The sequence below is a fragment of the Psychrobacter sp. bablab_jr014 genome (assembly GCF_016464015.1).
In the GTDB taxonomy this organism is placed as follows: Bacteria; Pseudomonadota; Gammaproteobacteria; order Pseudomonadales; family Moraxellaceae; genus Psychrobacter.
Genome location: NZ_JACDXT010000017.1, coordinates 51,934 through 67,535 on the forward strand (window position 1 = coordinate 51,934; position 15,602 = coordinate 67,535).

Genomic DNA, 15,602 nt, shown 5'->3' on the forward strand with positions numbered 1-15,602 from the left:
TACTGCCTTTATTCTGCGATATATGCGTAATCGTGCGTGATGTTGACGCCGCCATCGACCAGCATACGGCTGGCTGAGCAATATTTATCGGCAGACAGATGAATCGCGCGCTCGATTTGCTTTTCTTTAACGTCTTTACCTGTGACAATAAAATGCAAGTGAATGTCGGTATAGACCGCAGGTACGGTGTCGGCACGCTTTGCGGTCAACTCGCAGCGCACATCGGTGACTTCTTGACGCGATTTTTGCAAAATAGACACCACATCATAGCTTGCGCAGCCGCCCAAACCGAGCAGTACCAATTCCATCGGGCTTGCGCCTTTTTCTTTATTAGCATCGATCTGTACTTCGTGCCCTGAGGGTGCCACGCCCAAAAAGGCTTTATCTTCTTGCCACGTCACGCTTGCTTTAAGTTCTGCCATAACCTTTCCTTATAATCATCTTTTACGGTGGTTTTAAAAATCGTTACCAAAGGGCATTAGTGTAGCACAAGCAAAAACCAACATTCTTATCTGTCATAGCTTACTTTGGTACCCATGCGTAAATTGGCGCTAAAAAGTAGGCAAAAGGCATTTATTTGTCGCTGAGTTTGTCCAAAAATATGCCCGTGCACCTTTTCGCTTAAATGTATGATTTTACTCATTTAATCTTGTGAAACATTTTATAGCAAAATATTGTTACACATTTGCCTCGATTCTTGGTTTAATAACGGTAATCACACTGGTTTTATGGTCACACATTTATATCAACCACCCAATAATAACTATGGTTGATGCCTAAAGGCCATAAAATGAGTCATTTTAATTTTTTATAAGGTTACGTCATGATAGATGCAGATGGCTTTCGAGCCAATGTCGGCATCATCTTGGCAAATACACAAGGGCAAGTTCTGTGGGCAAAACGAATTGGTCACAACGCTTGGCAGTTTCCTCAAGGCGGGATCGACCGCGGGGAGACGCCTATGGATGCGATGTATCGCGAGCTTTGGGAAGAGGTGGGGCTATATCCCCGCCATGTCGAGCTGCTGGCAGTCACCCAAGACTGGCTGCGCTATCGGCTACCCAAACGTTATGTGCGTCATGGGCAGCAACCTTTATGTATTGGGCAAAAACAAAAATGGTTTTTGCTACGCTTAGATGAGCCAAACACCCAGCACATTCGCTTTGATGCGAGTAAGCCTGAGTTTGACCACTGGCAGTGGGTCAGCTACTGGTATCCACTCGGTCAAGTCATTCACTTTAAACGCGGCGTCTACCGTCGGGCATTGCAAGAACTGGCGCGCGAGCTGCCACTCAAGCCAGAGCTGATATTGCCCAAGCAAGACAATCACTTGATTGTGTGATGCTGCCATACCTGCCGCTTTGTCTCATTTATAAGGTGAAGCGGCAGGTTTTTTTATGGGTAAAAGAAACGATTGATATTTAAATGTTTTGGGCGTGTCATCATTGGGATAGCAAGGCTTAAAATGAGATAAATCGCAGTCAAACAAGGAAAAAATTGCAGGGAATATCGGTATATTCACAAAATTTTTGACGCTGTTTGGCAAGATTTAGCCAGTTTAAGACCGCTGAATTCTTGAATGGACTCACTGATGACATGCCCTAGGTCTCACGGCTGATAAGACAGGCGCGTATATTATCTGTCGATGGCTTGGCATCGGGGACGCGCTGTAATGTCAAAATACTTTGTGTGCGGGTACCATAATTGGACAGCAGATTTTTGCTATCCGCTGCGCGCAGCTTATTTGTACGAATATAAATAGACGACAGCGCGTGTTCAATCGCCTTATCAACACCTGTGTCGGGCAGCTCAGTAACAGCGGCCAAGGTACTGTCGGACAACACCGAAAAAGCAGCAGGCTGCCAATACTCTGGCGTAGGGTCTTCAGCAATCAGCGGCAGCACCTCTTGACGCAGGCGCGCGCGTAAGCGCTCAGTCTTAAACCAACGCTCCTCTGGCTGACCATTTGAAATCACATGCAGCCCTGCATAAAGCGGCGTAGGCGCATGACCGCGATTATTGACAATGACCGCTTGCCGAGCATCACCGACAATCAGATTAAACCCTGCATAATCTTGCAAATCAATCTGCCGTGCAAACGCCATCGGACTGAGCGCACTGGTCAAAAAATGCGTCACCAGTTCACCGCGTGAGCGCTCTTGACTGCTCGCCTGTACCCCATCTCGAAAGTTGAGTACCGCCGCCCAACGTCCGTTTTGTTGATACAGGGCGTTACGCTCGTCTTTCGCCTCTGGCTTTGTCTCTGACTTTTTACCTGATAATGGCTGCTGCTGAATGCCCAGCCATGTACCGCCGCTTTTTTCGTCACGCCCTGCATAAATCGGCTGATCAGACCACTGATGCAGCGGCTTGGTTGGACGCTGTAAAAACTCATCGCGATTGGACAATAGCACCAATGGCAACTCATCAAACAACTGCCAAGCAATGGCGACAATACACATAAGCGCTCCTAACCTAAATGGTGACCATGACGTTACACGCCACTATAGCACAGCCTCTATCACGCTGATGAGTTTGCATAACTGCGATGATGCAAGGTCTGGTTACGCATCTCACTCAGACATGACTTATTATTTATGTCGTTTTTTGCTATGATACGCTGGTCAATTTTGGGCAACTGATTGCTGTTGTCACCCTGATATACGACCGCTACAAACCTGCGCCATCGCGATGTGTCGCCTTATGGTTTGGTTTTCAACTGTCTCACTACACACGCCGACGCGCGTCACTAAGTATTCATTATGATGATTCATCCTCAGTTTGACCCTGTTGCCCTTTCTCTTGGACCTGTGCAAGTGCATTGGTATGGGCTGATGTATTTGCTCGCGTTTGCCGCGGCTTATGGCTTGGCATGGTATCGCAGTACCAAGCGTGATGCGTGGTCAGCGGATATGGTATCGGACTTGGTGTTTTATGGGGCGCTGGGTGTGATTTTGGGCGGGCGTATCGGTTATGTACTGTTTTATCAATTCGGTGAGCTGTTACAAAATCCCGCCTATTTGCTGCGTGTGTGGGAAGGCGGTATGTCATTCCACGGCGGCTTTATCGGCGTAGTGCTGGGCATGTGGTTCTTTGCACGTAAGTATAAAAAGACAGCCTTTCAGGTGCTGGATTTTATCGCGCCGTGTGTGCCGACAGGCTTACTCTTTGGACGCCTCGGCAACTATATCAATGGCGAGCTGTGGGGACGCATCTCTGATGGCGGCTACAACTGGCTGACCTATTTTCCGCAAGCTGCGCTGTTTGATGCCGAGCTGCTGCAACAAGACCCAAGCTTGCAGCGCTTGGCGATTGAGGTTAATGGGCAATATATCTTGCCGCGCCATCCATCGCAGCTGTACGAAGCCTTTGCCGAAGGTTTGCTATTATTCATCATCTTGTGGTGGTTCTCTAGCAAACCGCGCCCACGCATGGCGGTCTCTGCGCTGTTCTTATTGGGCTATGGTCTGAGCCGTTTTATTATCGAATTTTTCCGTCAGCCCGATGCTGACCAAGGCTTTATCCTTTTTGGCTGGATGACCAAAGGGCAAATCCTAACCGCGCCCATGATTGTCTTGGGGCTGTTTATGCTGGCATACGCATATAAGCGCGGCATCTATGATTGGGGCAAGCAGGCTACTTATTCAGCATAACGACTGCTGATCAATACGGACGCATTTTTTTAAGCTGCATTTTTTAAGCTACATTTTTAAGCTTTAGGTACGACAGTTATGATACACAGTAAAAATGAGCGCGCTTATCTTGAGCTGCTAGATTATGTGCGCGAGCATGGCACGGTCAAAGGCGACCGCACAGGCACAGGCACGCTCAGTCATTTTGGCGCGCAATTACGCTTTGATTTAAGCGATGGCTTTCCGCTATTGACCACCAAAAAAGTGCATTTTAAATCCATCGTGTATGAGCTGCTGTGGTTTTTAAGCGGCGATACGCACGTGGGCTATCTACAAGAACATGGCGTGCGCATCTGGAATGAGTGGGCGACCGCCGCGCAAACCGCGCGCTTTAACCGCCGCGAAGGCGATTTGGGTCCGATTTATGGGCATCAGTGGCGCAACTATGGGGCGAGCAAAAACGCCGATGGCGACTATAACCGCGATGGCGTTGACCAAATTACCAATCTGGTTGAACAAATAAAAAATAACCCCAACTCGCGCCGTCTGATTGTCTCAGGCTGGAACCCCAGCGAGGCTGACCAAGTGGCGCTGCCGCCATGTCATACGCTATTTCAATTCTTTGTGGCGAACAATAAACTGTCGTGCCAGCTGTATCAACGCTCGGCAGACTTGTTCTTAGGTGTGCCGTTTAATATCGCCAGCTACGCGCTACTGACGCACATGATTGCCCAAGTTTGCGGGCTTAAAGTGGGCGAATTTGTTTGGACGGGCGGCGACTGTCACATTTATCAAAACCACCTTGAGCAAGTGGCAACCCAGCTTGGTCGTGAGCTTATGCCTTTGCCTTCGTTACAGTTAAACCCAAAAGTCGATGATATTTTCGCCTTTACTTATAACGATATCCACGTTCATAATTATGAGTCGCACCCCACCATCAAAGCGCCCGTCGCAGTATAAGGGGACGCTCAAGGGCAGCTGACTGCCATGAGTGACGATATACACATAAAGAATAACGAACGATAAGGATGAATTATGAGCTACGCGGGTACACAAGTCGCGCAAATCGCTGCCATCAGCCGCAACCGCTGCATCGGTAAAGACAATGCGCTGCCTTGGCACATCTCAGCCGATTTGCAGCATTTTAAACAGCTGACCACCAGTGATATTGAAAATAATAACGGCTTGCGCGGCATTGTGATTATGGGCCGCAAAACCTTTGAATCCATGAACAGAAAGCCCTTGCCGCACCGTGTGTGTTTTATTATCACGCGTGATATGGACTACGCCAAGACACACGGTCTGGACAAATATGACAATGTACATGTGCGCCACAATTTGGATGACGCCATCACATCAGCCGCCAGCTTAGCGCATGGTATGCACTTAGATACTATTTGGGTGATTGGCGGTGAGCGCGTGTTCCGTGATGCGCTGCGCTATACCGATCGCGTTGAGCTGACGCTGGTCGATACCGAAGTTGAGGACGGCGATGCGTTTTATCCTGAACTGCCTAAAGACTTTGTGGCAGCAGAACAAGGCGAAACCCAACACGATGACAAAAGCGACCTCGACTATCAATTTGTACGCTACGAGCGCCGCACCTCTGCTTAAACAGTAAAGACACGCCCTATGTCAGCCAAAGTCTTGCGCGCTTTACTCGTGCAAGACTTTATACACCGTACGTGCCAGCACTTTTCCAATACCTGGCACACCTGCTAGTTCGGTTTCCGACGCGCCCAAAAGCTGCTGAATACCACCAAAGTGGTTGAGCAAATCACGGCGGCGCTTCTCCCCCAGTCCTGGAATGACCTCAAGCACTGAGGATGAACGTCGCTTGTCGCGCTTTTTACGGTGCGCGGTAATGGCAAAGCGGTGCGCTTCATCACGGATATGCATCAGCAAATGCAGCGCCTTGCTGTCCATCGGTAAGTCCATGGGCGGGTGCTGCAAAAAGTGTAGCACTTCCAGTCCCGCCTTACGCCCCTCGCCTTTTGCCACACCAATCAGTAGCGTCTCGTCCAAGATACCCAGCTCTATCAGTACTTCTTTTGCCATATTCAACTGACCTTTACCGCCATCAATCAATAGCAAATCAGGCAACGGCTGTTTTTTATAGCGCCGCGTTAGAGCTTGTTTCATCGCGGCATAGTCATCGCCGCCTTGAATGTCATGAATCGCATACTGTCGATAGTCGCGTCTGCGTGCGCCGCCTTGGTCAAACACCACACAGCTGGCAACCGTCGCCTCGCCCATGGTGTGCGAGATATCAAAGCATTCGATACGGTCAATTTCACGGTCGGTGACTTCTGCCAAGACTGACTTTAAAGCGCCAAAACGAGCGTGCAGCTCCAAATAGTCACCCAGTTTGGTTTTCAGCGCATTGCTGGCATTAAGCTTTGCCAAGTGCAGCCACTCGGCGCGATGCTCACGCACATTGACCTTTATCGTCACCTTACTGCCAAAGTGCGTGCCCAGCGCTTCAGCCAGTGCCGCACGGTCAGGAATGTCATGGCTAAGAATAATCTCGGCGGGCAAATCGTCCGTCACTTGAAAATAAAACGAGGTGATAAACGCCGATAAGTTGTTTTCAATCGGCTCGCTACTGTCGATATCAGGAAAGTAATTTTTACCGCCCAGCACGCGCCCGCCGCGTACGGTCAACACATTGACACAGGTCATGCCCGCTTGGCTGTCAATGGCGATGACATCCGCCTCGCCTTGCACGGTGTACACCGCTTGCTTGGCTTGCACTTCGCGCAGCATCGACAGTTGGTCACGGTAAAAGGCAGCCTTTTCAAAGTCTAGCCCATCAGCAGCGTGCTCCATCTTGTCAATAAGTGCCCCGTGAATGTCGCTCGAATCGCCCTTTAAAAAGCGAATGGTGTTGTTCACATCTTCGTTATACTCTTCAGGCGACACCAAACCCACACAGGGCGCACGGCAGCGTTTAATCTGATACTCAAGGCAGGGGCGCTGGCGCTGACGAAAAAACGTATTGCTGCATTGGCGCATCTGAAACATCTTTTGCATCAGCAGTAAGGTTTCTTTGGCGGCATGTGCGGAAGGGAAAGGACCAAAAAAACGCCCCTTTTGATGGTTGCCTTTACCGCGACCATAAGCCAAGCGCGGATACGGCTTGTCCGCTGAGATGAACACATACAGATAGGACTTGTCATCACGCAGCAGCACGTTATACGGCGGGCGATGCTCTTTAATCAGATTTTGCTCAAGCAGCAGCGCTTCGGTTTCACTACGGGTAATGATGGTTTCAATATCATGAATGCGCGCCACCAGCGCTCGCGTCTTTGGATGGTCAATGGTTTTGGCAAAATAACTGTTCACGCGACTCTTTAGCGATTTGGCTTTGCCCACGTACAGAATATCGCCATTTTTACCCAGCATTTTGTACACACCAGGCAAATTGGGCAGCCGTTTTATTAGGTGCTTTAAGCGGGCTGCCTTGTCATCCTTAGAGGTCGCTGCTTGCGTCTCTGCCATAAAACCATGCTCTCAAAAACCAAATGAATGCTGTTATTATGGGGGGTGGCGACAGCTTTACAAGCGCGCTATCGTTACCGCAAAACACAGACAATAAAAAAGCCAGTATAAAACTGGCTTTCTTATCAATGATTTAACGCGGTTATTTACATTAATTTTTAATAACTTAGTGGACTAATGGCGAAAGTTTGGCAACAGCGCGTCAATGCCTGGCAGCATACCGACCAACGCCATCACGCCTGTTAACACCACAAACATAATACCTGGGATAATCCAGCGGCTCATTCTTGACAAACTGGCACTGCGCTCTTTTGAGCCAATCAAACCCAAATTGTCTAGTAATAAGGTCAACGACCAACCAAACGCAGGGTTCACGAGCGCAGAGGCAAACACCACAATCGCTGCAGACTGCGTGGTTTTGCCTTCTCGCGTCATCTCCATGCCCGCCTCCAGTAGCGGAATAAACACCCCGACAATCAGCGCGATACACAGCACAGGTTCCCAGATTGCCAAATCCATAGGATAACCCCAAACGCTGGCGATAATACAAAACAGCGCCGTCAGTAGCGCGCCTGCAGGAATGGGACGCTTGGCAATCGCTGCAGGGACAATATACGTGCCCCAAGAAGAAGAAAAATTTGACCCGCCCAATAAAGAACCCGCGACCTGACGAAACGAGGTGCTGACCATGGTGTCATCAATGTCCATCAATACGCGCTCAGTGCGTTTGGGGTAGCTGATTTTTTGAAACACTTGGTGCCCTAAAAAGTCAGGCGACCACATCGCCACTGCCAAAATCGCAAACGGCAGCACCACAATAAAGCTTTCAAGTGTCGGCATGCCTAGCATCCAGCCCGTATTTTCGCCCCACCAATACATCGGACTCATATGTGGCAAACCAGGTGCGGTTTTGAAGGCAAAAGGCGCACCCATTAAAAACGCCACTCCGCCGCCAAGCAGACAGCTAATCGGCACAGCCAGCCAGCGTTTTTTAAAATGCTCCAGCAGCGCATACAGCAAAATCGTAAGCAAAATCACAGTGAACGCAATATGCGTCATCCCAATACCTTCAGACCACGCAAACAGTTTTTTGACCTGCGAGGTCGTACCAATAAAGCCCAAATACAGCAATAAACCGCCGCACACCCCTTTACTGGTCAGGTTCGCCAGCAAACTGCCGCCCTTACTGATAGCAAGCATCAGCCCAAACGCACCAATCAATAAACCAAATGCCATGGGATGGCCACCAGCGGCCACGACGATAGGAATCAATGGAATCAAAGGCCCATGCGTGCCCGCAAGGTTTGCTGTCGGCAAAAAGATACCTGAAAACAGGACAATAAAAAACGAGACGATAAGCAGCTCGTAGCGGACGTTTTCAAGAATAAAACCATCGCCAAGACCCAACGGGCCTGCAAAGGTCGCCGCAATCGCGCCCACCATGACGACTTTACCAATGGTCGCTGCCATCGCAGGAATGGTGTCTTCATATTCAAAACGATAATCACGAAACGGCAAATTAACACGCCAGCGCTTGGGCTGCATGATTTGTAGCTCGTGGTTTAGATATTCGTCGCGACTGTCAAAACTGCTGCTGTTACGGTGCAGTTCGGCATAACTGCCTTTTTTATTAGAGGCAGGATGGTCATGGCCCTCCACATACTGTCCAGACATGACCGTGGATTCTATATTTTCACTCATCACTTTTCCTTGTGTAGCCGAGCATCATGTCCTCCTTGAACATCAACGCATAAATGTATGCTCAGCTATGTTATCAATAAAACCAAATACAAGTTTACTATTATTGTAGGCTATTATGGCGAGTAACTTAATATACAAATTGATATGTAGAATATTTAGCACTATGATTTAAACAATGCGACCTCTTATATTGGCAATATCTACCTCGCGCCACGTATTTCGTTACGCTTTACAACTGGCTGATAAGAGGGTTTTTAATTATGATAGAAATCTTTTGAATATCGAATGGTACGGCACTATGGATGGCAGCCCGACCATGATGGAATATAAAGGATTGAAGGATAACGACATGAGTCTATTGCCTAAAAAGCTAGAAAACCTAAAGCGCACTGCTAAAAAGAATATCATGCCGCTACTAACGCCACACTTGCTAAAGCTACGCATCAATACTTATGCGCCGTACGTGGGTGCAGGTATTAAAGTTGAGCATATTGACCTTGATCAAGGGTTATGTGTGGTCAGTATGCCGTTAACAGCCCTTAATAAAAACGTCGTGGGCACACAGTTTGGGGGCAGCCTATATTCAATGACCGATCCTTTTTATATGCTGATTTTGATGCGTCAGCTCGGCAACAGCTACGTAGTATGGGATAAAAGTGCCAAAATCGACTTTGTCGCACCAGGTCATGACAATGTGACGGCGCGTATCAAAATACCCAGCTCAGAGATTTCAGACATTCAAGAGCTGGCCAAAGACGGCGACCCTGTGTTCCGTGAATACACCGTCGATATCGTCGATGACCATCAAAAAGTCGTCGCTACCGTGACCAAAACTTTATATATTCGCCTGCGTAAACACAGCAAATCCACACATCAGTCAAGCAAGATAAACCGTTGATACCTTATCGAACTGCGTCTCTAAACCTTTAAAAAACAGCCGATGGCTTAAGGTACTGTGCTAGACTTAGACATACAAAAACCCCAGTTTGGCATCAAGCACAAACTGGGGTTTTGTCTTTTTTGGTACGCCTGCTTATTTATAAATAAACCTATGAATAAGGGCTTGTATCTCTTTGCCTTGTTGTGAGCTGCGAAGTATCACCACAAGGCGAGCTTGGCATTAGATACCAGGTGCAGTTTCAACCGCTTCAGGCACATTAGCGCTGGTTTTGGTTTGCGCTGGACGCGCACCAAGCTTTTCACGGATACGAGCTGATTTACCAGAACGCTCACGTAAGTAGTATAGTTTCGCACGGCGAACAGCACCACGACGTTTCACTTCAATGCTGTCGATAAGTGGTGAGTGCAACTGGAAGGCACGCTCTACACCGATACCGCTTGAGATTTTACGTACGGTAAATGCAGAGTTTAGGCCACGGTTACGCTTAGCGATAACAACACCTTCAAACGCCTGTAGACGCTCACGCTCACCTTCACGTACTTTTACTTGAACGACAACAGTGTCGCCAGGTGCGAAGCTTGGGTGCTCACGCAATTGAGCGTTTTCAATGACCTGAACCAATGGATGCTTGTTGCTCATGAGAGTTCTCTCCTCACATTAGATGATAGAGGCTTGACGCGTATCACCTGTTTGTAATAAATGTCATCATTTCAAATACAAAGCGATGACGTCAATAGGGGTATTTGCAGAAGTCATTGACATGACCCCGTGCGATACAATAAATAATATCTGTCGTCTATGATGTTTTGTCATCAATATTGGCTTGCTGTAGCCATTTGACCTGAGCTTTTGAGGGCTTAAAAGCCTGCCACAAATCTGGACGTCGTACTTTGGTGCGTTTGGCCTGCTCTACAAATCGCCATTTGGCAATATTGGCATGATGCCCTGAGAGCAATACCTCAGGTACGGCCATGTCTGCAAACACATAAGGCTTGGTATAATGCGGGCAGTCCAGCAAGCCATCCACAAAGGAATCTTGCTCAGCAGACTGGGCATCGCCCATCACCTCAGGCAAACGGCGTATTACGCTGTCCATCAGTACCATGGCAGGCAGCTCACCGCCTGTTAATACATAATCTCCAATAGAGACTTCTGCATCCACATACTGACTCAGTAGCCGCTCATCAATGCCCTCATAACGACCGCACAGTAAAATCATGCCATCATAATCACTCATCTGAACGACACTTGCCTCATCTAATTGTCTGCCTTGCGGTGATAAATAGACAACGGGACAATGTGCTACTTCGATACGGCAACCGTGTGCCTTGGCGCGTTCTTTGGCATCTTCAATGGCTTTTGCCAAAGGCTCAGCCATCATCACCATACCAGGGCCGCCCCCATAGGGACGCTCATCAATACGACGGTAGTTATCAGAGGTATAATCACGAGGATTGATACACTCAATCGTTACCTTACCTTCACTACACGCACGCGCTGTGATACCAAAATCACGAATCGCGGCGAACATTTCAGGAAAGATACTGATGACTGCAAAATACATCTGACCTCAATACGACGCTTAGTAATCGCTTTGCCAAGCCACATAAACCGTTTTGGCAGCCATATCGACTGTCAATACCGTTTGCTTGTGCCACGGAATCAGGCGCTCTTCATTATCCAAGCTGTCGTCAGTCGGTGCAACACGCATGATATCGTGTGCGCCTGTTTCAAACATCTCAGTAATATCGCCTAAATATTCCTCAGCTTCATTGACGACCTGAAGACCTACCAAATCTGACCAATAATACTCATCATCAGACAAATCAGGCAGTGACTCTTTAGCCACCCAAATCGCAACGCCATGCATGGTCTCTGCCACATTACGGTCAGGGACTTGCTCAAACTGAGCAACCAAACCTGCGCCTTGTGTGCGCCAGTTGGTGACCGTTAAAGGCTTAATGCCTGTAGCGGTTTTAATCCACCACGGCTGCCAATCAAAAATAGCCTCACGCTCATCGGTATCACTAAACACCCAAAGCCAGCCCTTAATGCCATAAGGCTTTTTGAGCTGACCAATTTTCATTAGACTGTCGGCATTCGGTGTTGTAGACATACGATGACTTATCAGTGAGACAAAATAAAATGGCCTTGACCATACACGTTTACAGCAGTTTTATTGATTTCATCATAAACAATAAAGCGCGTACACTGGAACTACCAGTCACGCTATCAAAAACTTAACTGTCCCAATGCCGTAAGGCATCAGAAACTACCAGAAAAACTTAAGCAGTCGCTTCAGTAGCTGGCTTGTAAGATTTTGCTAATGCAGCAACGCGGTCTGAAGGTTGTGCACCTTTAGCAAGCCATGCATTGTATGCATCCATGTCTAAACGTACGCCTTCTTCTGATGCTTTAGCGAGTGGGTTAAAAAAGCCAATCTTTTCGATGTAACGGCCATCGCGTGCGCAGCGCTGATCAGCAACAACGACTTGATAAAATGGGCGTTTTTTGGCACCGCCCCGTGCTAAACGAATAACAACCATGTGAATTCTCTCTTTCGCAGGTATACCAAAAAGGGCATAATTATAGCATAGTCTTATTTTTATGAAAACATAAACTGTGTTTATTTATCAACTTTATGTGTGCCGATACAATCAGTTAGCATAGATTTTCCTCGTTAAAGGTTTATGCTACTAAATGACGTATATGGCACCGTAACCTCGATTTCACTATACTAATGACACTAAGATAGCTTCTACGCACTTCTTTGTTTTATTGATAAATAAGTTAAAGGCGCCTGTCATGACCTCTTCTTCTCGCTCGTATCGGCGCAGCTGGCGTCAACGCTCGTATTCTAGCAGCTGGCTCACCACCTTGATGGTGACTTTTATTGTTAGTATCAGTGTGGGACTGACGCTATGGTTGTTTTGGCGCAGCTTGTATTTGCCTGAGCTCAAAACGCATGCGCGCTACTTAAGTAGCGAGCTGCATTTAATTCAGCGCGCTAAAGCCGATTGGCAAGACAATCCAGAGTTACAGCGCTGGATTTATCGCAACTCTCATGTGGTTGTGGTCGAGAACCAAAGTGATTTTCCTGACGTTGAAGACAAATTATTTGTAGACTTATTTACCAATGTTTTAGAGCGAGAAATCACCGCGCAGATTGGTCGTCCTGTGCAGGTTTATTTTAAATTTAAACCAACGCCTCAGCTTTGGGTACAAGACAGCACAGATACCAGCTTTTGGATGCGCGAGCCAATGATTTATTACTCGCAATACAGTCCTACTTTGCTATTGCTGTTTTTGCTTGGTCTGCCTATCTTAACCTTATTGACTATTATTATGCTGGCAAGGCAATTGAATCGCCCGCTGCGCTATTTACAGCGCGCTGCGACCAATTACATCCGCTTGGGGCACGTTACTACGCTGCCGACGGACAAAGGGCCGACCGAAATCCGCCAAGTCAACACCGCGTTTAACCGCTTATTTACGACACTCAATCAAGCCCAAAAGGAGCGTACAATTATGCTGGCGGGTATTTCGCATGATTTACGCACGCCCTTAACACGCATGCGTTTAACGGCTGAGATGCTGCCTGACGAGTTTTTTCGTGAAGGCTTGATTTATGATATTGAAGATATGGATGCTATTTTAGAGCAGTTTATTTCTTTTATGAAAGATGGCTCCGATGAGCCTGTGCGCTTAACCAAGCTTGATACTATTTTTAATGAGATTATGGTACAGTTCGCGCCGACTGAGTTTGTGTATCAATCTGATTGTGATAAGGCCGTATCTGTACGCCCATTATCCATCAAGCGCTTGATTATTAACTTGGTGAACAATGCCAATCGCTACGGCAAGCCGCCTATTTATCTATCAGCAACCGTCGTACCGACTTTTACAGAAACAAAAGCCGCCACCGACAGCGAGGTGGTTGTAGAAAACGAAGTCAATCAAGAGGCCAAAGAGCAGCTGGTACTGTGTGTGCGCGACTGTGGAGATGGTGTGGCAGAAGACCAGCTAGAGCGTATCATGCAGCCCTTTGAACGCGGTGAAACAGCGCGAACCACACAAGGTAGCGGCCTAGGACTGGCGATTGTCAATCGTATCGCAGGGCTACATCACGGGACAGTTGAGGCGATTAATCACCCTGAAGGTGGCCTGCAAGTATGTGTGCGTATTCCACTGATTTCTAAAGTCGCAGGAGATGTATCCGCAGCTGACAGTGCGTCTTAATCTTTATTGCCAATACGTGGCGGAATATAGAGCGCGCTGTTGCTAAACTCAATAGGCTGCACCAAGTCCGCCTTGGCTTGTTTTACGCTTTGCGTTGCGCTTGGCTGCTTTAAAAATAAATAGTAGCCCAGCATCAACGCATTGAGTACCACCAAACCACCAAACACATAGGGCATGACTCTCTCTCCTTTCTATATTGGCCAAGTATAGCGTGTTAAGGCGCGCTATTGCCAAAGCTACGGTCGCTTTGTTCTTGCGTAATCTCATCAGCCGCAATGGCTTGGGTCAAAGGCTTGACAGGCCACGTCATAATAAAACGCGCCCCACCCAAATCAGGGCTTTCGTCAACTTTCATGCCCCCATTAAACCAAAAGGCAATTCGCGACACAATCGACAAACCCAAACCATAACCGCCTGAAGCACGTGTACGACTGTCATCCAAACGCGAGAACGGAATAAAGACTTTTTCGCGATCTTCTTCAGGAATGCCATGACCGTCATCTTCAACGCTCACCCACGCATTACCCTTTCTCACACCAGCACTGATGATAATGGTGCTGTCTGCATAACGGAGCGCATTGCCCGCCAAATTTTGAATCACACGGTGTAGGTAACGCCTGTCGGCAATCGCAGTGACTTTTGATGCGGGCGTCTTAGCAATGATTCTGATCGGTTTCCCAAGGGCATTGGTTTCGCGCTCAACTTGCTCAATCAGCTCTTTTAGATTGACCGATTCTAAATCCAGTTTCGGCGAACCTTCTTCAAGCTTAGCATAGGTCAGGATTTCATCGATCAGACCATTTAATGACTCAATATCTTCGTCAATATAGTCACGCTGCATTTGCCGTGAGTCTTCATCATCGGTATCCGCCAGCATATCTACCGCAAAGCGAATACGCGCCACAGGGGTACGCAGCTCATGCGACACAGCACGGGTCAGTTCACGTTGCGATTCAATCAAACGTTTAATGTGCTCAGTCATGGCATTAAAGGTTGCAGACAAACGCGCGATTTCATCTTGACCAATCACCTGCACTTGTACATCCAAATTGCCTTTACTGACCTCATTCACGCCCACTTGAATCAGTTGTAGCTTACGCTCTAACGGGAAAATCAACGCATAGACCCCAAGACTGATAAGGAACATGCTGATCAATACCATACTGACAATCAAATTAAGCGGAAACCAATTAAATAAGGGCACTGGCCCCATCAGTACTGCCATGTCATTGATTTCAGAAGGAACAATGATATTGATCGACGAATTGCTCTGACTTGAGCTGGTGTCTTGGAATAAAATGACCACTTCATCACGACGCAGACGTGCCATTTGGTCACTATCAAGATTAAGGCTATTTACCGCTTGTAGCGACAAGGGAAAAGAAAATTTTTGTTCCAAATCGGCAAGGCGGTTACGCTTTTCTGACAACGTATTGTAGTACGATAAGTCATCAAGTAAAAATACCGCCATTGCCCGTACTTGCTGCTCATTGACCTGTGAGATACGTACAGTTAAAACACTGGTACCATCAGGCAATAGATAATAGACGTCCGCATAGGTCGGTTGATCAACATAGCGTACGACAGCTTCACCGTTATTTAGGCGACGTAAATCACTAGAGCTAAAA

Annotated in this window: 16 protein-coding genes; 6 read left to right on the forward strand and 10 right to left on the reverse strand. The window is 47.6% G+C overall.

What is annotated here, in order from left to right:
• Positions 1-8: 8 nt before the first annotated feature.
• Positions 9-422, reverse strand: coding sequence for an OsmC family protein (locus JIE71_RS04400; RefSeq protein WP_199507515.1), 414 nt, complete (start codon positions 420-422; stop codon positions 9-11).
• Positions 423-823: 401 nt separating this feature from the next.
• Here JIE71_RS04400 and JIE71_RS04405 point away from each other — a divergent pair, with 401 nt between their 5' ends.
• On the forward strand, positions 824-1,342 hold the full coding sequence (locus JIE71_RS04405; RefSeq protein WP_199507516.1) for an RNA pyrophosphohydrolase: 519 nt from the start codon (positions 824-826) through the stop codon (positions 1,340-1,342).
• Positions 1,343-1,601: 259 nt separating this feature from the next.
• On the opposite strand, the gene JIE71_RS04410 is transcribed toward JIE71_RS04405, so the two are convergent.
• Positions 1,602-2,462 carry an NRDE family protein gene (locus tag JIE71_RS04410; RefSeq protein WP_199507517.1) on the reverse strand — a complete coding sequence of 287 codons (861 nt, stop codon included), beginning with the start codon at positions 2,460-2,462 and terminating at the stop codon, positions 1,602-1,604.
• A 300-nt stretch (positions 2,463-2,762) separates the two neighbouring features.
• Here JIE71_RS04410 and lgt point away from each other — a divergent pair, with 300 nt between their 5' ends.
• From lgt to JIE71_RS04425, 3 genes are all read left to right on the forward strand, one after another.
• Positions 2,763-3,653, forward strand: a complete 891-nt coding sequence (gene lgt, locus JIE71_RS04415; protein WP_199507518.1) for a prolipoprotein diacylglyceryl transferase — start codon at positions 2,763-2,765, stop codon at positions 3,651-3,653.
• A 78-nt stretch (positions 3,654-3,731) separates the two neighbouring features.
• Entirely contained in the window at positions 3,732-4,592 is an 861-nt protein-coding gene (locus tag JIE71_RS04420) for a thymidylate synthase (RefSeq protein WP_199507519.1), read from the forward strand.
• Between the two features lie 75 nt (positions 4,593-4,667).
• Entirely contained in the window at positions 4,668-5,246 is a 579-nt protein-coding gene (locus JIE71_RS04425; protein WP_199507520.1) for a dihydrofolate reductase, read from the forward strand.
• A 42-nt stretch (positions 5,247-5,288) separates the two neighbouring features.
• Here JIE71_RS04425 and uvrC read toward each other — a convergent pair whose 3' ends face one another.
• Both uvrC and JIE71_RS04435 read right to left on the reverse strand, forming a co-directional pair.
• Positions 5,289-7,133 carry an excinuclease ABC subunit UvrC gene (uvrC, locus tag JIE71_RS04430; RefSeq protein WP_199507521.1) on the reverse strand — a complete coding sequence of 615 codons (1,845 nt, stop codon included), beginning with the start codon at positions 7,131-7,133 and terminating at the stop codon, positions 5,289-5,291.
• A gap of 174 nt (positions 7,134-7,307) precedes the next feature.
• On the reverse strand, positions 7,308-8,807 hold the full coding sequence (locus JIE71_RS04435) for a DUF3360 family protein (RefSeq protein WP_199507535.1): 1,500 nt from the start codon (positions 8,805-8,807) through the stop codon (positions 7,308-7,310).
• 376 nt (positions 8,808-9,183) lie between these two features.
• On the opposite strand from JIE71_RS04435, the gene JIE71_RS04440 reads away from it, so the two are divergent.
• Positions 9,184-9,732 carry a DUF4442 domain-containing protein gene (locus tag JIE71_RS04440; RefSeq protein ID WP_199507522.1) on the forward strand — a complete coding sequence of 183 codons (549 nt, stop codon included), beginning with the start codon at positions 9,184-9,186 and terminating at the stop codon, positions 9,730-9,732.
• Positions 9,733-9,954: 222 nt separating this feature from the next.
• Here JIE71_RS04440 and rplS read toward each other — a convergent pair whose 3' ends face one another.
• From rplS to rpsP, 4 genes are all read right to left on the reverse strand, one after another.
• Complete coding sequence (rplS, locus tag JIE71_RS04445) at positions 9,955-10,374, reverse strand: 50S ribosomal protein L19 (RefSeq protein WP_199507523.1); 420 nt, start codon at positions 10,372-10,374, stop codon at positions 9,955-9,957.
• Positions 10,375-10,531: 157 nt separating this feature from the next.
• Positions 10,532-11,299: a tRNA (guanosine(37)-N1)-methyltransferase TrmD gene (trmD, locus tag JIE71_RS04450; RefSeq protein WP_199507524.1), complete on the reverse strand. Its 768-nt coding sequence runs from the start codon at positions 11,297-11,299 to the stop codon at positions 10,532-10,534.
• Between the two features lie 18 nt (positions 11,300-11,317).
• Entirely contained in the window at positions 11,318-11,851 is a 534-nt protein-coding gene (rimM, locus tag JIE71_RS04455; protein ID WP_199507525.1) for a ribosome maturation factor RimM, read from the reverse strand.
• Positions 11,852-12,020: 169 nt separating this feature from the next.
• Positions 12,021-12,281: a 30S ribosomal protein S16 gene (rpsP, locus tag JIE71_RS04460; protein ID WP_199507526.1), complete on the reverse strand. Its 261-nt coding sequence runs from the start codon at positions 12,279-12,281 to the stop codon at positions 12,021-12,023.
• Between the two features lie 259 nt (positions 12,282-12,540).
• On the opposite strand from rpsP, the gene JIE71_RS04465 reads away from it, so the two are divergent.
• On the forward strand, positions 12,541-13,974 hold the full coding sequence (locus JIE71_RS04465) for an ATP-binding protein (protein WP_199507527.1): 1,434 nt from the start codon (positions 12,541-12,543) through the stop codon (positions 13,972-13,974).
• On the opposite strand, the gene JIE71_RS04470 is transcribed toward JIE71_RS04465, so the two are convergent.
• Together JIE71_RS04470 and JIE71_RS04475 are read right to left on the reverse strand one after the other, a co-directional pair.
• A complete protein-coding gene (locus JIE71_RS04470) occupies positions 13,971-14,150 on the reverse strand; it encodes a hypothetical protein (RefSeq protein ID WP_199507528.1) in 180 nt (59 codons plus the stop codon). The two genes, JIE71_RS04465 and JIE71_RS04470, sit on opposite strands and share 4 nt — an antisense overlap.
• A 38-nt stretch (positions 14,151-14,188) precedes the next feature.
• The coding region (locus JIE71_RS04475) for an ATP-binding protein (RefSeq protein WP_199507529.1) at positions 14,189-15,602 on the reverse strand (1,414 nt) is incomplete at its 5' end.

Coding starts and splice junctions, on each gene's coding strand:
- trmD (WP_199507524.1), bottom strand. CDS start 11,299: ATGTATTTTGCAGTCATCAGTATCTTTCCTGAAATGTTCGCCGCGATT.
- JIE71_RS04400 (WP_199507515.1), bottom strand. CDS start 422: ATGGCAGAACTTAAAGCAAGCGTGACGTGGCAAGAAGATAAAGCCTTT.
- JIE71_RS04465 (WP_199507527.1), top strand. CDS start 12,541: ATGACCTCTTCTTCTCGCTCGTATCGGCGCAGCTGGCGTCAACGCTCG.
- JIE71_RS04470 (WP_199507528.1), bottom strand. CDS start 14,150: ATGCCCTATGTGTTTGGTGGTTTGGTGGTACTCAATGCGTTGATGCTG.
- JIE71_RS04440 (WP_199507522.1), top strand. CDS start 9,184: ATGAGTCTATTGCCTAAAAAGCTAGAAAACCTAAAGCGCACTGCTAAA.
- JIE71_RS04435 (WP_199507535.1), bottom strand. CDS start 8,807: ATGTCTGGACAGTATGTGGAGGGCCATGACCATCCTGCCTCTAATAAA.
- JIE71_RS04420 (WP_199507519.1), top strand. CDS start 3,732: ATGATACACAGTAAAAATGAGCGCGCTTATCTTGAGCTGCTAGATTAT.
- lgt (WP_199507518.1), top strand. CDS start 2,763: ATGATGATTCATCCTCAGTTTGACCCTGTTGCCCTTTCTCTTGGACCT.
- rplS (WP_199507523.1), bottom strand. CDS start 10,374: ATGAGCAACAAGCATCCATTGGTTCAGGTCATTGAAAACGCTCAATTG.
- rpsP (WP_199507526.1), bottom strand. CDS start 12,281: ATGGTTGTTATTCGTTTAGCACGGGGCGGTGCCAAAAAACGCCCATTT.
- JIE71_RS04405 (WP_199507516.1), top strand. CDS start 824: ATGATAGATGCAGATGGCTTTCGAGCCAATGTCGGCATCATCTTGGCA.
- uvrC (WP_199507521.1), bottom strand. CDS start 7,133: ATGGCAGAGACGCAAGCAGCGACCTCTAAGGATGACAAGGCAGCCCGC.
- rimM (WP_199507525.1), bottom strand. CDS start 11,851: ATGTCTACAACACCGAATGCCGACAGTCTAATGAAAATTGGTCAGCTC.
- JIE71_RS04410 (WP_199507517.1), bottom strand. CDS start 2,462: ATGTGTATTGTCGCCATTGCTTGGCAGTTGTTTGATGAGTTGCCATTG.
- JIE71_RS04425 (WP_199507520.1), top strand. CDS start 4,668: ATGAGCTACGCGGGTACACAAGTCGCGCAAATCGCTGCCATCAGCCGC.